Annotated in this window: 12 protein-coding genes; 11 read left to right on the forward strand and 1 reads right to left on the reverse strand. The window is 42.3% G+C overall.

Annotation, left to right across the window (positions count from 1 at the left end; all coding sequences use genetic code 11):
* Positions 1-55 precede the first annotated feature (55 nt).
* The 7 genes from O3620_RS04875 (at position 56) to O3620_RS04905 (ending at position 6,331) form a co-directional block, all read left to right on the forward strand.
* Entirely contained in the window at positions 56-1,180 is a 1,125-nt protein-coding gene (locus O3620_RS04875) for an AI-2E family transporter (RefSeq protein WP_002894636.1), read from the forward strand.
* Positions 1,181-1,331: 151 nt separating this feature from the next.
* Positions 1,332-2,672 (forward strand): hemolysin family protein, encoded by a 1,341-nt coding sequence (locus O3620_RS04880; protein WP_371601489.1) that lies wholly within the window; start codon positions 1,332-1,334, stop codon positions 2,670-2,672.
* A gap of 164 nt (positions 2,673-2,836) precedes the next feature.
* Positions 2,837-3,445 carry a hypothetical protein gene (locus O3620_RS04885; RefSeq protein WP_371601490.1) on the forward strand — a complete coding sequence of 203 codons (609 nt, stop codon included), beginning with the start codon at positions 2,837-2,839 and terminating at the stop codon, positions 3,443-3,445.
* A gap of 120 nt (positions 3,446-3,565) precedes the next feature.
* Positions 3,566-4,174, forward strand: a complete 609-nt coding sequence (locus tag O3620_RS04890) for a hypothetical protein (protein WP_011837337.1) — start codon at positions 3,566-3,568, stop codon at positions 4,172-4,174.
* Complete coding sequence (locus tag O3620_RS04895; RefSeq protein WP_011837336.1) at positions 4,165-5,679, forward strand: hypothetical protein; 1,515 nt, start codon at positions 4,165-4,167, stop codon at positions 5,677-5,679. The genes O3620_RS04890 and O3620_RS04895 overlap by 10 nt, the downstream gene beginning before the upstream one ends.
* Positions 5,680-5,687: 8 nt before the next feature.
* Positions 5,688-5,981: a hypothetical protein gene (locus O3620_RS04900; protein WP_011837335.1), complete on the forward strand. Its 294-nt coding sequence runs from the start codon at positions 5,688-5,690 to the stop codon at positions 5,979-5,981.
* A gap of 8 nt (positions 5,982-5,989) precedes the next feature.
* Complete coding sequence (locus O3620_RS04905) at positions 5,990-6,331, forward strand: hypothetical protein (RefSeq protein WP_223311173.1); 342 nt, start codon at positions 5,990-5,992, stop codon at positions 6,329-6,331.
* A gap of 414 nt (positions 6,332-6,745) precedes the next feature.
* Here the strand turns inward: O3620_RS04905 and treR are convergent, their stop codons facing one another.
* Complete coding sequence (treR, locus tag O3620_RS04910) at positions 6,746-7,459, reverse strand: trehalose operon repressor (RefSeq protein WP_371601590.1); 714 nt, start codon at positions 7,457-7,459, stop codon at positions 6,746-6,748.
* 187 nt (positions 7,460-7,646) lie between these two features.
* Between treR and treP the strand changes: the two genes are divergently transcribed.
* The 4 genes from treP (at position 7,647) to pflA (ending at position 14,839) form a co-directional block, all read left to right on the forward strand.
* Positions 7,647-9,644 carry a PTS system trehalose-specific EIIBC component gene (gene treP, locus O3620_RS04915; protein ID WP_033179201.1) on the forward strand — a complete coding sequence of 666 codons (1,998 nt, stop codon included), beginning with the start codon at positions 7,647-7,649 and terminating at the stop codon, positions 9,642-9,644.
* A 70-nt stretch (positions 9,645-9,714) separates the two neighbouring features.
* Positions 9,715-11,346 carry an alpha,alpha-phosphotrehalase gene (treC, locus tag O3620_RS04920; RefSeq protein WP_033179200.1) on the forward strand — a complete coding sequence of 544 codons (1,632 nt, stop codon included), beginning with the start codon at positions 9,715-9,717 and terminating at the stop codon, positions 11,344-11,346.
* 187 nt (positions 11,347-11,533) lie between these two features.
* Complete coding sequence (locus tag O3620_RS04925; protein ID WP_371601491.1) at positions 11,534-13,783, forward strand: endonuclease/exonuclease/phosphatase family protein; 2,250 nt, start codon at positions 11,534-11,536, stop codon at positions 13,781-13,783.
* 246 nt (positions 13,784-14,029) lie between these two features.
* Positions 14,030-14,839 carry a pyruvate formate-lyase-activating protein gene (gene pflA, locus O3620_RS04930; RefSeq protein WP_002894645.1) on the forward strand — a complete coding sequence of 270 codons (810 nt, stop codon included), beginning with the start codon at positions 14,030-14,032 and terminating at the stop codon, positions 14,837-14,839.
* Positions 14,840-14,943 lie beyond the last annotated feature (104 nt).

Genomic DNA, 14,943 nt, shown 5'->3' on the forward strand with positions numbered 1-14,943 from the left:
AAATCTCCTTTATTATAACAAAATTTATGGTAAAATAACTGATAGGAGGAGTCAAATGTTTCATAAAAGTAAGCTGATGTTTTGGACCAGTGAGGTCCTTTTGCTAACGATTATTTTCTTTATCTGGCGCCAGATGGGGGATATGATAACCCCGATTGTTAGCGTTGTGAATACCATCTTGATTCCCTTTCTTGTGGGAGGATTTCTTTACTATATTACGAATCCGCTGGTGAAATTTCTCCAGGATAAGCTCAAAATCAACCGAATGATTGGGATTCTGATTACGCTCAGCCTTTTATTTGGCTTGATTGCTTTGGGCGTTATTTACCTCTTGCCGATTTTGATTAATCAGCTGAGCAGCTTGATTAATTCAACGCAAGGCCTTTATTGGGAAATTCAAAGTTTTGTCAATCAATTATCTAAAAATCCGCTCTTTCGAAATCTGAATATCCAGTCCACCATCCAGCAGCTCAATCTGTCTTATGTGGATATTCTGCAAAATATCCTTAACAGTGTAACCAACAGTTTGGGCAGTGTTCTGTCAGCAGTTGTCAACACGCTGATGATTTTGATTATGACGCCGATTTTCTTGGTTTACTTCCTCATGGACGGCCATAAGCTTTTGCCCATGCTGGAGCGGACAGTCCTCAAGCGAGATAAGCTCAATATCTCCAGCTTGCTGACCAATCTCAATGCTACTGTTGCCCGCTATATCAGCGGAATTTCAATCGATGCCCTGATTATCGGTGCTCTGGCCTATATTGGCTATAGCGTGATTGGGCTCAAGTACGCTTTGGTCTTTGCTATTTTCTCCAGTCTGGCTAATCTGATTCCTTATGTAGGACCGAGTATCGGCTTGATTCCCATGGTCATTACTTATGCCTTTACGGATCCTCAGAAGATGGTGGCAGCCTTGATTTACATGCTGATTATCCAGCAGGTAGATGGCAATATCCTCTATCCCCGTATCGTTGGTGGTGTGATGAAGGTCCATCCTATTACCATCATGGTGCTCTTGCTCTTATCCAGCAATATCTATGGTGTGCTGGGGATGATTGTGGCAATCCCGACCTATTCTATCCTCAAAGAAATCGCCAAATTCTTGGCTAATCTCTATGATAATCACAAGGAAGCCCAGCAGCAGAAGAAGAACGAAGAGTTTGGGATTATTAATAAATAAGGATGAGTTTGGAATTCGATTGATTCCAGAGTCTCGATACCAGAAAATAAGACGGAAGGAAGGCCTTCCGTCTTATTTTCATTTCCTGTGCACTAAATTTAAAAATATGATATAATCAGATTTACTTATACATTTCGAGGAGAAAGAATCAATGGAAGACCCTGGCAGTCAGAATATGTTATGGCAAGCCTTACTACTGTTTATATTGACTTTGTTAAATGCCTTTTTCTCAGCTGCTGAGATGGCAATGGTATCGCTCAATCGGGCACGTGTGGAGCAAAAGGCTGAAGAGGGCGACCTCAAGTACAGCCGCCTCCTAGCAGTCTTAGAAAGCCCCAATAACTTCTTATCAACTATTCAGGTTGGGATTACGGTTATCAATATCCTGTCTGGGGCCAGCTTTGCGGACAATCTGGGGAAACTCTTTTCTTCTTGGATGGGAAATTCCGAAACCGCGCGTGCTATCGGAACTTTCTTGGCTTTGGTCCTATTGACTTATATTTCCATTGTTTTGGGTGAGCTTTATCCTAAGCGCATTGCCATGAACTTGAAAGATAATCTAGCTGTGCGGGCTGCACCAGTCATTATTTTTCTTGGTAAGATTGTCAGTCCCTTCGTCTGGTTGCTGTCAGCATCAACCAACCTGCTGAGTCGGATAACGCCGATGAAGTTTGATGATGCAGACGAAAAGATGACCCGGGACGAGATTGAGTATATGCTGACTAAGAGCGAAGAGACCTTGGATGCGGACGAGATTGAGATGCTGCAGGGGATTTTCTCTCTGGATGAGCTGATGGCGCGTGAACTGATGGTGCCACGGACGGATGCCTTTATGGTAGACATTCAGGACGACACCAAGGAAATCATCGAAAGCATCCTCAAGCAGAGCTTCTCGCGGATTCCTGTCTATGATGGGGATAAGGACAATGTCATTGGACTGATTCATACCAAGCGACTGCTTAATGAAGGATTCATCAATGGTTTTGACAATATCGTTCTGCGCAAGATCCTGCAGGAGCCGCTCTTTGTACCGGAAACCATGTTTGTCGATGATTTGCTCAAGGAGCTGCGCAATACGCAAAATCAAATGGCGATTCTCTTGGATGAGTATGGTGGTATGGCTGGTCTGGTCACACTGGAAGACCTCTTGGAGGAGATTGTTGGTGAGATCGACGATGAGACAGACAAGGCTGAAATCGAAGTCCATGAAATCGGTGAGAATACCTACATCGTCTTAGGAACCATGACCCTCAATGACTTTAATGAATACTTTGAAGTTGAGATTGAAAGCGACGATGTGGATACGATTGCTGGTTATTACTTGACTTGTGTGGGGACTATTCCAGATCCGAAAGAGCGCATTAGCTACGAAGTCGAAAGTCTAAATAAGCGACTCATTTTAACCAATGACAAGGTTAAAAATGGCCGTGTCACGAAGGTTAAGGTTGAAATTTCAGAACAAGTGGAAATCGATGAGGAAGCTAATAAATAGTTGACTCTTTGTAAATCAAACAGGCTTTCTTATAAAGAAGGTCTGTTTTTGATTATCCCAATAAGGAGGTTTGTGTCATTGAGGTAGAGATGATTCAATAGTAAAATTGCGGAAAAGGCTCTAGTTTTATGGTAAACTATATATAGAAAGACATGGTATTTTGTATGATGAAACGCGTGAAATCTATTCTTTTATCACTGATTTGCCTTTTTGTGCTTGTGATAGGAGGTAAATTTTATATGGATCGAATGAAAGTGGATAATCTATATCGGCATGGTTTTCAGCTCTATGAAGAACAAATCGCAACCTACCTAAAAGAGCATTATAGTGGTATCAGTAAAATCGAATTTTCTCCAATTTTTAAAAGTGGAGGAAGTGGAGAAGGTTTTGTCTATGCTCGTATAGTCCCAGTTGTTTATGATACATATGGTAATAAAGTATATTTGCGCAATGATGGTGTTTTAAAGATGGGTGTGGCAGATTATGAAATGACAGCCGGAATTGATTTAGATTTTAATGTCAATGACGGTTCGGAAATAATATATTTGCGTAATAATCAGAAAGAGTCTATTAGTGTAGAAAGTTACCAGAATCTACCAGATGAATTAAAATTGAATAAGGATGAAATTACTGATGAAAAGATGGAGGCTTTTTCTCGTGCAGGGTATTTAAAAGGAGTAGAAAAAAATAGCCAAGGAAGTCCCAAGGCTGAGATCGTTTATAATTTGGAAATTAGACGAATTGATGAAAGAGAGTTGGATAAATGGCAATAAAACACTAATTTATTTAGGAAAAGATACATACGAAGAATTTTCCATATGATTAATTGAGTTCTTGTTATTTGTTCTTCTCTTTTTATGGTAAAATTAATATATAAAGAAAAGGAGGTTTGTATGTCTAAACGAACAAAATCTATTCTTTTATCTTTGCTTTGTTTTTTTGTACTAGTAATAGGAGGTAAATTTTATATGGATCGAATGAAAGTGGATAATCTCTACCGGCATGGTTTTCAACTTTATGAGGAACAAATCGCCACCTACCTAAAAGAGCATTACAGCGGTGTCAGTAAAATCGAATTTTCTCCGATTTTTATCAGTGGGGGGGGAGGAGAAAGTTTTGTAAACGCTCGTATAGTCCCAGTTGTTTATGATAGTTATGGAAATAAAGTCTATCTACGAAATGATGGAGTGCTAGATATGGCAGTGCCAGATTATGGAACTCTTGCCGGTCTTGACTTAAGCTTTAACGTCAATGACGGGTCAGAGATTGTCTATCTGCGAAATAATGAACGCGAGTCTGTTAGCTCAGAAGTATATCAACACCTTCCAGAGCAGTTAAAATTACAAAAAGAGGAATTTACGGATGAAGTGATGACTGCTTTTTCTCGTGAGGGACATCTAAAAGGTGTAGAAAAAAATAGCCAAGGCAGTCCCCAAGCTGAGATTATCTATAATTTGGAAATTAGACGAGTGCAGGGAAGAGAGGCTTTCGAATGGCAGTAACACACCAAGACATTCAGTACTTACAGAAAAATACTAAAGATTTTTCAACAGATTCATCTCAAAAAAAAATAGTAAATACGGATACAGGTCAAACATTTCAAATCATTGACCGAATGGAGGGAGTCACTCAGGCTATTGCAGTAGCCCCCTTGGATGCTAATGGAGAGCCCATTGTTTCACAGACTATTGTCACAGTAGCTGGAACCCAGCCAGTTCATGTCAATATTCTCAGTTCAGACCATTGGGCTTCAACTTACAATGCCTTTGGAGGAGGTGCCTACGGAGATGGGATGACAGCTCAATATGAGGATATTGAAGCTTTTTATCAGCGTGTCCAGAAGATTACAGAAGTAGGTGACAAGAAGCTAACCCAGCCGGTCAGAATTTATGCCATGAGTGGTTTTAGTCAGTCAGCGACTCCAGTTGTCAAGATAGCAGCGGAACATAACGTCCCTATGGTTGTCAATTTTACAGACTGGGGAGCTCAAGCTGCTCTTGATAAGGGGAATTTTACTGCCAGTGATTTAGCATATATCAATCGACATGTCACCACCTATGATGCTAATACGAAAGATACGACCATAATGGATAGCAATGGTGGGCGGATTCCATATGCTAATATTATTTCCCGTGAAGGAACGCAAGGACTGCATTCGCCTGCAGAAGATCATAACCCAGCAAAATTCTATATTATTGGCAATAAACTGGATACAGAAAAGTATGCTAAGGAAGGAGAGTTTGTATCAGGGATGACCCCAGAGCAGGTGCGTGCAGCTGCTAAAATCAAAGCTGAGCGAACACCTATCTGGGACAAACACGATGAAGCTTACTTCATTCGCGAATACTATGAAAAGTTTCCGCCCAAGATTGGCAATATGCTAGATTTGGACTGGTATGCCAAAAAGGGAGAGTTTTTTGTTGGTATGACGGAGAAGCAGGTACGCAAAGCCGCTAAAATTAAAGCGGAACAGTCACCATTCTGGGATAAGCATGATGAAGAATACTATGTTAAAGAGTATAAAAAGATATATGGTGAATTTATACCTGAGGCTAGATATAAGCGCTTATTGACTATTAATCGTGCGATTGAGACAATTTCTTTGGCTCAGTCTGGTTTTTCAAGCGCTAGTGGGAGCCAGCTGATTTATCTACGAAAAGATCTTGTGACGGCAGTTGCGGATTTAGCTGAACAGCAAGGAGCAGAGTTTGAAGAGCTAATCAAGCAAAAATTGAGCGAATATAAGCAAAATATTGAAAACATGGTGACATCACTCCGATTGATAGCTTATGGTAGCAGAATCTATTTATCGGATGATGAGTTGGAATCGCTCTTGTCCCAATTTACATTGGAGACTTGTTGGGATAGTGGGGTTGAAGAAGCAACGCTAAGTGAGGCGGCTTCTTACAAACAGAAATTGGATATTTTTGGTTCTAATATACGCCAAGCAGCTGATAGACTCGAAGAAGTGGATCGTCAAGGAAGTATACAGTTTAGTAGCAAGTAGGAGGAACTATGGTAAATCTCAGAAGAATAGAATTAACAGCGAATAATAATCTTGTTGAACTAATGAAGGCTCAAGAACGGGAGATGATCGATGCTCTGATTCAATCGGAGAAATCTAAGGTTACAGCGCAGTCTAGTCTTTTAGCTGCTTGGTTGGCTGAGCAAAAGCTACAGATGTCTGATTTTGCTACTGCTACTCTCAATAACAGTCTAAAGGGTGGATTTTCTGGTAATGCTGCGACAGCTGCGACAAATTATCTAACAAATATTCCACAACCAAATCTGCAAACCCCTATTAAATGAGGTCTGCTATGGAACAGATATTCAGACTAGAAGAGAAATATAAGCAAGAATTAAAGAAAATAGAGCAAGTTGAAGAAGCACTGGATTCTATGAGATTAGACGCTCGGAGAAAGACGGATTTATTAAGTGAACAATTGCTTTACTATTCTAGAAATCATTCAACTGATGAGATATATCGAGCAGTTAGTAAGATGAATGACAATATGGAACAATTTGATTTGTCTTTCAGAAAATTTTTTGATGCACTTAGTGAAGAGAGGGAAGAAATAACCGCTAAATATCGGAAAGACTTAGACCGATTGGAGGATGAATATTATAAAAGAAGGAAAGCTGAGAATTCTCAAGTATAGACTGTAAAAATATCATATATCAATGCAGTATGAAAAAGTGATATTTAATGTCAGCCTTTTAAGTTTCCTTCAAGTTTTTTATAAGTCTGTCTTAAGTTTCTGGGATTATACTAATACCATCAAAATAGAAATGAGGACAGTCCAATGAAATCTAAAGTTAGCCTATATGATAAGCAAGTATTGACATTCTCTCAGGCGCAAAAGTAAGAAAGGAAGTAATAAGAATCAGTAACGTTTAAAAAGCAGCAGAAGCCCTTAACTAATTTTTTCATATAAATCTCCTAAAACAAGTAAAAAGAAATTTTGAGGCTCTTTGTCGCTCCAAAACAAAGCAGCCTTAGACTACTCATAAAAGAAATCACCTCTGCCAGCTGGAAGGCAGAGGTGGTTTTGTGGTCTGGATGGAAATCAAGGTTATTCTTTCTGACGCTTAGCAAAATCCACAAAGCGAAATTTGTCTAGCTTGTGCCGGCTCTCGGTATATTGAAACTGGCGGCCGTCTGCCAGATAGACCTGGGATTTGACAGAGACGACCTGCTGATCCTTGCCTAGGTCCATGAGAATCTTGTCTCGGTCATTGGCGGGGTCAATGGTAAATTCCTTTTTGGCATAGGCAATGTTAAGTTTTAAGTCATTTTCCAAATAGGCATAAATGGACTGCTCAGCGATTTCCCTTGTCAAGTCAGGGACGATTCCCTTGTCTAAATAGTCAATATCTAAGACAGAGGCGACTTGGTCTACAACGCGCTGACGGACGATTCGCCAAACCAGTCGGTAGGGAGGGAAACCAGTGATGTCGGACAGTTTCTGATCTACGGTAATCTTTTCCAAGCTGACAACATTGGTTTTGGACTGCATATTATTCTGCTTGACTACTTCTTGATAGCTGGTCAGCTTAGACACAGGAAAGTCAAACTGTTCATGCTTGATGACTTTGGAACCCTGTCCGCGGACTTTTTCAATCAATCCTTCTTCTTGCAGCAGCGCCAGAGCCTTGCGAACAGTGTCGCGGCTGACCTGGTAGTCTTCTGTCAGCTGGTGTTCGCTGGGCAAGAAGTCCCCGACTGCATAACGCTCGTCTAAAATATCTTTCTCAATTTGTTTGAATAATTGTTTATATTTCTTCATCATAAACTCCACTTGTTTTCTTTTTTACATACAACCCAGAAAATTTTATCAAAAAAGTGGGCTTTTTTCAACAAACAACTTGCATACATCTTTGGAATCGATTACAATAATTTGTAGAGATGTGTTGAAAAACCGACTCGTAAAAAATATAAGGAGAGTGCTGGATTCTCATTCAGCCATTAGTCAAATGGGAAAATTTGAGAAGGAAGCTAAAGATCTGCTAGATGCAATCGGCGGCAAAGAGAATGTCACAGCAGTTAGCCATTGTGCAACGCGGATGCGCTTTGTACTTGGCGACGATAAAAAGGCCAATGTCAAGGCCATTGAGACAATCCCAGTGGTCAAGGGAACTTTTACAAATGCTGGGCAATTCCAAGTCATCATTGGAAATGATGTGCCAATCTTTTACAATGACTTCACTGCTGTATCAGGTATTGAGGGAGTATCAAAAGAAGCAGCCAAGTCTGCTGCCAAGAGCAAGCAAAATCCCCTTCAGCGGGTTATGGCCACTCTGGCGGAAATTTTCACCCCGATCATTCCAGCTTTGATTGTCGGAGGGTTAATCCTTGGCTTCCGAAATGTCCTTGAGGGCGTGCATTGGTCTATGTTGGATGGGAAAACAATCACAGAGGTATCCAAATTCTGGTCTGGAATTAACCATTTCTTGTGGCTTCCGGGAGAAGCAATTTTCCAATTCCTGCCGGTAGGAATCACTTGGTCTGTTTCTCGTAAAATGGGAACTAGCCAAATTCTTGGGATTGTCTTGGGAATCTGTTTGGTGTCACCACAATTGCTCAATGCTTATTCAGTAGCATCGACACCAGCAGCTGAAATCGCTAAGGACTGGGTTTGGGATTTCGGTTTCTTCACTGTCAATCGTGTTGGTTACCAAGCTCAGGTTATTCCGGCCCTTTTAGCAGGTTTATCTCTATCTTATCTGGAAATCTTTTGGCGTAAACATATTCCAGAAGTAGTGTCTATGATTTTTGTGCCATTCTTATCATTGATTCCTGCTCTGATTCTGGCTCATACTGTCTTGGGTCCTATCGGTTGGACAATCGGTCAGGGGATTTCAACAGTTGTACTTGCAGGTTTAACTGGTCCAGTTAAATGGCTCTTTGGCGCAGTATTTGGTGCCCTTTATGCTCCATTTGTTATCACAGGTCTTCACCATATGACCAATGCCATTGATACTCAGTTGGTAGCTGATGCCGGTGGTACTGGTCTTTGGCCAATGATTGCTCTATCTAATATTGCTCAAGGTTCAGCTGTATTTGCTTATTACCTTATGAAACGCCATGATGAGCGGGAAGCGCAAATTTCCCTGCCTGCAACCATTTCAGCTTACCTTGGTGTTACTGAGCCTGCTCTCTTCGGGGTCAATGTCAAGTACGTTTATCCATTTGTTGCGGGAATGATTGGTTCGTCTATTGCGGGTCTGCTTTCTGTAACCTTTAATATAACAGCAAATGCCATTGGTATTGGTGGTTTACCAGGTATCCTTTCTATCCAGGCAAAATATATGATTCCATTTGCAGGAGTTATGCTTGTAGCAATCCTTGTACCAATGTTCCTGACTTTCTTTTTCCACAAGACAGGCTTCTTAACGAAGAATGAGGAAGATCCAGAATTGAAAGCTGAGTTTGCAGCTCTGGAAGAAGCAGAATTTGCTGGGACTTCCAAAGCCGAGTCATCTCCAGAGGTGCAAGCAGCTGATTTATCAGCTCCTGTAACGATTACTAGTCCGCTGGCAGGAGAAGTCAAAGAATTGAGTCAGGCAACGGATCCTGTCTTTGCACAAGGTTTGATGGGGCGTGGAGTTGTCATCGTTCCTAGCCAAGGTGAGTTGGTTTCACCAGTTAATGGTAGAGTAACCGTCTTCTTCCCAACCAAGCATGCAATTGGCATCTTGTCAGATGAAGGGGTTGAAATCCTGATGCATATCGGAATGGACACTGTCAATCTGGAAGGCAAAGGCTTTGAAGGTTTTGTGTCTCAAGGGGATAAGGTCAAGGCAGGCGACAAGCTCATTTCCTTTGATATAGACATGATCAAGAAAGCGGGCTATGTAACGGAAACACCAGTCATCATTACAAACTCAGACAGTTATCAAGTGGAGGAGCTTGAACAACTTCCTCGGGCAGTTAAGCGAGGTAGTCAGTTGATGAACGCTAAGCCACTTTAAAGAAAAATGAATGACTATAGAAAGGGACGGTTCTTTAAAATCTGTCCCTTTTCTCAAAAAAGGAGAAAATATGGCACTTGATAAAACAAAGGTTGTCTACCAAATTTATCCAAAATCTTTTAAAGACACGACTGGCAATGGTTTGGGAGATTTTCGCGGGATTATTGAGAAGATTCCTTATCTAAAAGAGCTGGGAGTGGACATGGTCTGGCTCAATCCTTTCTATCCGAGTCCGCAACGGGACAATGGTTATGATATTTCTGACTATACTGCGGTAGACCTTATCTTTGGAGATATGGCAGATTTTGAAGAGATGGTCAAGGTTGGCCAGCAGCATGGGATTGACTTTATGCTGGATATGGTTCTAAATCACTGTTCGATTGAACATGAGTGGTTCCAAAAGGCTCTGGCTGGGGATTCCTACTATCAGGACTTCTTTATCCTGCGGGATGAGCCAACGGACTGGCTGTCCAAGTTTGGCGGCAGTGCCTGGGCACCATTTGGGGATACGGGCAAATATTATCTGCATCTCTATGATGTGACTCAAGCTGATCTTAACTGGCGCAACCCCAATGTTCGTCAAGAGCTCTTCAAGGTGGTGAATTTTTGGCGAGATAAAGGAGTCAATGGCTTCCGCTTTGATGTCATCAACGTCATCGGAAAAGATGAAGTGCTGACGGACTGTCCAGAGCAGGAGGGCAAGCCAGCCTATACCGATAAGCCAATCGTCCATGACTATCTGCGTATGATGAACGAAGCAACTTTTGGGCAGGACGATTCCTTTATGACGGTTGGCGAAATGAGTGCAACGACGATTGAAAACTGCATCCTTTACACCGCACCAGACCGGCAGGAGCTATCTATGGCTTTTAATTTCCATCATCTCAAGGTGGACTATGAAGCTGGACAGAAGTGGACGCTTAAGGCTTTTGACTTTGAAGAGTTAAAACGCCTCTTCCATACTTGGGGCAAGGAAATGAGTGATCATGATGGCTGGTCAGCCCTCTTTTGGAACAACCATGATCAGCCGCGAGCTCTCAATCGCTTTGTCGATGTAGAGGATTTCCGCAATGAAGGGGCGACCATGTTGGCAGCCAGTATTCATCTGTCGCGAGGGACGCCTTATATCTACATGGGTGAGGAGATTGGTATGGTGGACCCTGACTACGACTCCATGGAAGATTATGTGGATGTCGAGTCTCTCAATGCTTACCAGAGTCTGCTTGCTGAAGGTCAATCGCCAGAGGCAGCCTTCAGGATTATCAAGACTAAATCTCGTGATAATTCTCGGACACCTATGCAGTGGGATGATTCAGTCAATGCAGGTTTTACAACAGGAACTCCATGGCTGAAGGCGGGCAAATCCTATCCTCTTATCAATGTGGAAAATGAAATCAAGGGACCAATCTTTACCTTTTATCAGAAATTGATTGCCCTGCGTAAGGAACTGCCAATCATTGCAGAAGGTAGCTATCAGCCAGCCTATGAAGACAGTCCCCAGGTCTATGCCTTTGAGCGGGAGTGGCAAGGACAAAAACTTTTAGTCCTTAACAACTTTTATGCTGATCCGATTACCGTGGACATCCTGCCGGATTATCAAAATGGTCAGGTTCTCCTATCCAATTACGGCAAGACTCAGATTGACCATGTGATGACCTTGCAGCCATACGAAACCTTGGCTATCTTAGTAGGTGAAAACTAAAGTCTCGAAAGAATCTGGAAAAAATTCCAGATTCTTTTTTCTGTGTTGGGCCAGTCTAGGCAAGTATTTTTCTGAAGTAAGAGAAACTAATACAGAATTTTAAGAAAGCCTTTGCAAAATTTGATTCTTTTCTTTATAATAAAAATTAAATAGGATAATATACATTTATACAGAAAAGGAGAAGTTCATGAAAAAACAAGTTTCTTACAAGCAGCTTTTTCCCACAGTGGTTTTGCTAGCTGCTTTTCTGTCCCTGCTTTTTTCTGTCCAACCAGTCGGAGCAGAAGAAGCGGTAAGTTCGTCGACTTCAGATGCGGCAGCTCTCACAGAGAATCCGGCCGTAAGCGATGCGTCGGTTGCCAGTCAATCAGAGAGCTCTTCTGCAGAATCGGGAGAGTCAAGGGCAACTTCTGAAGAGGCAGTGGGAAAGGCAGACCAAGCCCCTGCTGCAGCACAAGCTGCGACTAGCGGACCAGAAGTTGTTCCAAATGTAGGAACCATTCAGGGAGAATCACAAGCCTCTCCCTATGGGGACAAGGAAGTTCAAGTTTCCAATGTAGTTGTGACGAAAACAGACCGTTATGGTTTTTATGTTCAAGACGTGACTCCTGATGGAAACAGTAGGACTTCTGATGCTCTTTATGTTGTTTCTAAAGAAAAAGTCGATGTCGGAGACAAACTTAGTCTTGAAGGACGCGTCAAAGAAGGTTATATGGAAGAGCTCAGCGTTCGTCAGGGGCAAACTTTCAACAAGCCCAGTGATAGCATGACAGTCACCATGCTTGTCGCTTCCAAGGTGATCAAGGAAGGGAAAGCTGACTTACCTGCTCCAGTAGACATCGTGGCTAATATGCCTAAGGATACGGTCGATAACGATATTAATAACTATCAACCTCAAAGTGAAGCGTTGGACTACTGGGAAAGTTTGGAAGGAATGTTGACGACGGTGAAGAGGCCCCGAGTTCTAGGCCCGCAGTACCGTGGAGACATTTATGTCTTACCTGAAGGCTACCAAGCCTTGCCATTAAACAATATCGGAGGTCTCAATCTTCGTCCAAACGCTCAAAATACCGCAACCATTCCAGTCTATGTTGGCAATAAATTCATTGCCAAGGCCAAGGATTATTTCAATGGTGATGTGGTTGGAGTCGTGACCTATCGTGGGAAGGTTTACAAGTTGGAGCCGACTCAGCTGCCTGATTTGGTGGACGGGGGCTTGCAGAGACAGGTCTCTCCTATCTATCCAAGTGAGGACAAGCTGACTGTTGCTTCCTACAATATCGAGAATTTTTCTGCTAATGCTAAAAAAGGTGAAACGCCTGAGGAAAAAGTGACTAGAATCGCTAATTCCTTTATCAATGAAATTCATAGTCCAGATATCATCACGCTCATTGAGGTTCAAGACGAGAATGGCAGTGTCAATGACGGAACGACCAGCGGTGTCAAAAGTGGTGAGAAACTAGCGGCCCGCATCAAAGAACTGGGCGGAAAAACTTACAAGTACACCGAAGTTGCCCCCCTTGACGGTCAAGATGGCGGCAAGCCTGGCTCCAATATCCGCGTGGCTTTTCTCTACAATCCAAATCGTGTAAAATTAGTTGAGAAAGATGCTGGTAATAGTGATGAAGCAGCTAGCTTCTCTGGTGGCCATTTGGTTAAGAATCCTGCCCGAATCGAACCGACCAATCCAGCCTTTACCAAGGTTCGTAAATCCTTGGCAGCTGAGTTTGAATTCAAGGGACAGCATATCGTCGTTATTGCTAATCATTTGAAGTCCAAGATTGGGGATGATGCCGTTTATGGTTCCGCTCAGCCAGCAGTTCAGCATACGCAGGCAGCCCGAATTGAGCAGGCTAAAATTTTAAATAGCTTTGTTCAGGAAGGACTGAGACAAAATCCTAACCTTAAGTTTGTGCTGACTGGTGATTTCAATGATTTTGAATTTTCTGAAACAGCTAAAGCACTGGCAGGTAATGAACTCATTAATCTCATGCAGGAACATGATGCGGCTGACCGTTATTCCTACTTCTACCGCGGCAGCAACCAAAGCTTGGATAACATTTTCATTTCGAAGAACCTGGCAGGCAAGGCTGTCTTTGCGCCTGTACATATCAATGCCTCTTTCATGGAAGAACATGGCAGAGCTTCAGACCATGATCCAGTAGTGGTGCAGCTGGACTTTTCTAAGGATGTTGCAGCTTCAACATCTGACAGCTCCCAACCGTCTCAATCAAGTGGACAATCTTCTGTAGCAGTAGATCAAGGAGTTCCTTCTCAGACCAATCCTCCATCGTCCAATCAAACTGGACAAGGTCAGACAGCTAGCAGCAAGAAGAAGGGACTCCCGCAGACCGGCCAAAATAAGAGTGGCTGGACAGTCTTGGGATTGCTCCTGCTAATGTTTGCTTTTACTCTCAAAAAGAGAAGCAGAAATTAACTAAAATCAATTTAAAAAGTGAGATCAGGGTGGAATAAAGATTCTGCCCTGATTTTTTATTCGCCAGCTTCTAAGAGCAAGTCTTAATCAGCTTTCGCCCTAAAGTTTTATCTGTTGTAAAACACTGAAAATGAAACTGAAAAACAGTTTGTTTTCTAAAAAATAGGCAAATTAAGTCTATTTTTGCTTTAATCATGTTATAATGTAGTTAGTAATAAAACGTTTTCAGAGTTAAGAGGTTGCGCGATGGTTGAAGAGAAAATTGAAGAAGCAGTTGATTATGGAAAGGTAACGGGCATGGTCCACTCCACCGAAAGTTTTGGAGCAGTTGATGGACCGGGTATCCGTTTTATTGTCTTTTTGCAGGGCTGCCATATGCGCTGCCAGTATTGCCATAATCCGGATACTTGGGAGATGGAGACCAACAAATCTCAGCTGCGGACCGTGGACGATGTCTTGCAAGAAGCTCTCCGTTATAAGGGCTTCTGGGGCAATAAAGGCGGCATCACCGTCAGCGGAGGAGAAGCCTTGCTGCAGATTGATTTTCTGATCGCCTTCTTTACCAAGGCTAAGGAGCTGGGCATTCACTGTACATTGGATACCTGTGCCCTACCTTTTAGAAATACGCCCCGCTACCTGAAAAAATTTGACAAGCTTATGGCAGTCACCGACCTTGTCCTGCTAGATATCAAGGAAATTAATGAAGAACAACACAAAATAGTGACCAGCCAGACCAACAAGAATATCTTGGCCTGTGCCAAGTACCTATCTGACATTGGAAAGCCAGTCTGGATTCGCCATGTCTTGGTGCCAGGATTGACCGACCGTGATGATGACCTGATTGAGCTAGGTAAATTTGTAAAGACGCTGAAGAATGTTGATAAGTTTGAAATTCTACCTTACCATACCATGGGTGAATTCAAATGGCGGGAGTTGGGTATCCCTTACAAGCTGGAAGGGGTTAAGCCTCCAACAGCTGATCGGGTCAAGAATGCTAAGGAACTCATGCAGACTGAATCCTATACAGAGTATATGAATCGGGTGCATAATAGCTAATCTACTATGAGTATGGATAAATGGGCTGGTGGGATGACCAGTCCATTTTTCTTAAGAAAATGCCCTTCTGCTTTTGTGAAATGCCTGTAATTGTGGTAAAATAA

The sequence above is a fragment of the Streptococcus sp. 27098_8_134 genome (genome assembly GCF_041431675.1).
GTDB lineage: Bacteria > Bacillota > Bacilli > Lactobacillales > Streptococcaceae > Streptococcus > Streptococcus sanguinis_R.

Bases quoted from the DNA above. Each gene is read 5' to 3' on its own strand.
- O3620_RS04875 (WP_002894636.1), top strand. From the start codon at position 56: ATGTTTCATAAAAGTAAGCTGATGTTTTGGACCAGTGAGGTCCTTTTG.
- O3620_RS04880 (WP_371601489.1), top strand. From the start codon at position 1,332: ATGGAAGACCCTGGCAGTCAGAATATGTTATGGCAAGCCTTACTACTG.
- O3620_RS04885 (WP_371601490.1), top strand. From the start codon at position 2,837: ATGATGAAACGCGTGAAATCTATTCTTTTATCACTGATTTGCCTTTTT.
- O3620_RS04890 (WP_011837337.1), top strand. From the start codon at position 3,566: ATGTCTAAACGAACAAAATCTATTCTTTTATCTTTGCTTTGTTTTTTT.
- O3620_RS04895 (WP_011837336.1), top strand. From the start codon at position 4,165: ATGGCAGTAACACACCAAGACATTCAGTACTTACAGAAAAATACTAAA.
- O3620_RS04900 (WP_011837335.1), top strand. From the start codon at position 5,688: ATGGTAAATCTCAGAAGAATAGAATTAACAGCGAATAATAATCTTGTT.
- O3620_RS04905 (WP_223311173.1), top strand. From the start codon at position 5,990: ATGGAACAGATATTCAGACTAGAAGAGAAATATAAGCAAGAATTAAAG.
- treR (WP_371601590.1), bottom strand. From the start codon at position 7,459: ATGAAGAAATATAAACAATTATTCAAACAAATTGAGAAAGATATTTTA.
- treP (WP_033179201.1), top strand. From the start codon at position 7,647: ATGGGAAAATTTGAGAAGGAAGCTAAAGATCTGCTAGATGCAATCGGC.
- treC (WP_033179200.1), top strand. From the start codon at position 9,715: ATGGCACTTGATAAAACAAAGGTTGTCTACCAAATTTATCCAAAATCT.
- O3620_RS04925 (WP_371601491.1), top strand. From the start codon at position 11,534: ATGAAAAAACAAGTTTCTTACAAGCAGCTTTTTCCCACAGTGGTTTTG.
- pflA (WP_002894645.1), top strand. From the start codon at position 14,030: ATGGTTGAAGAGAAAATTGAAGAAGCAGTTGATTATGGAAAGGTAACG.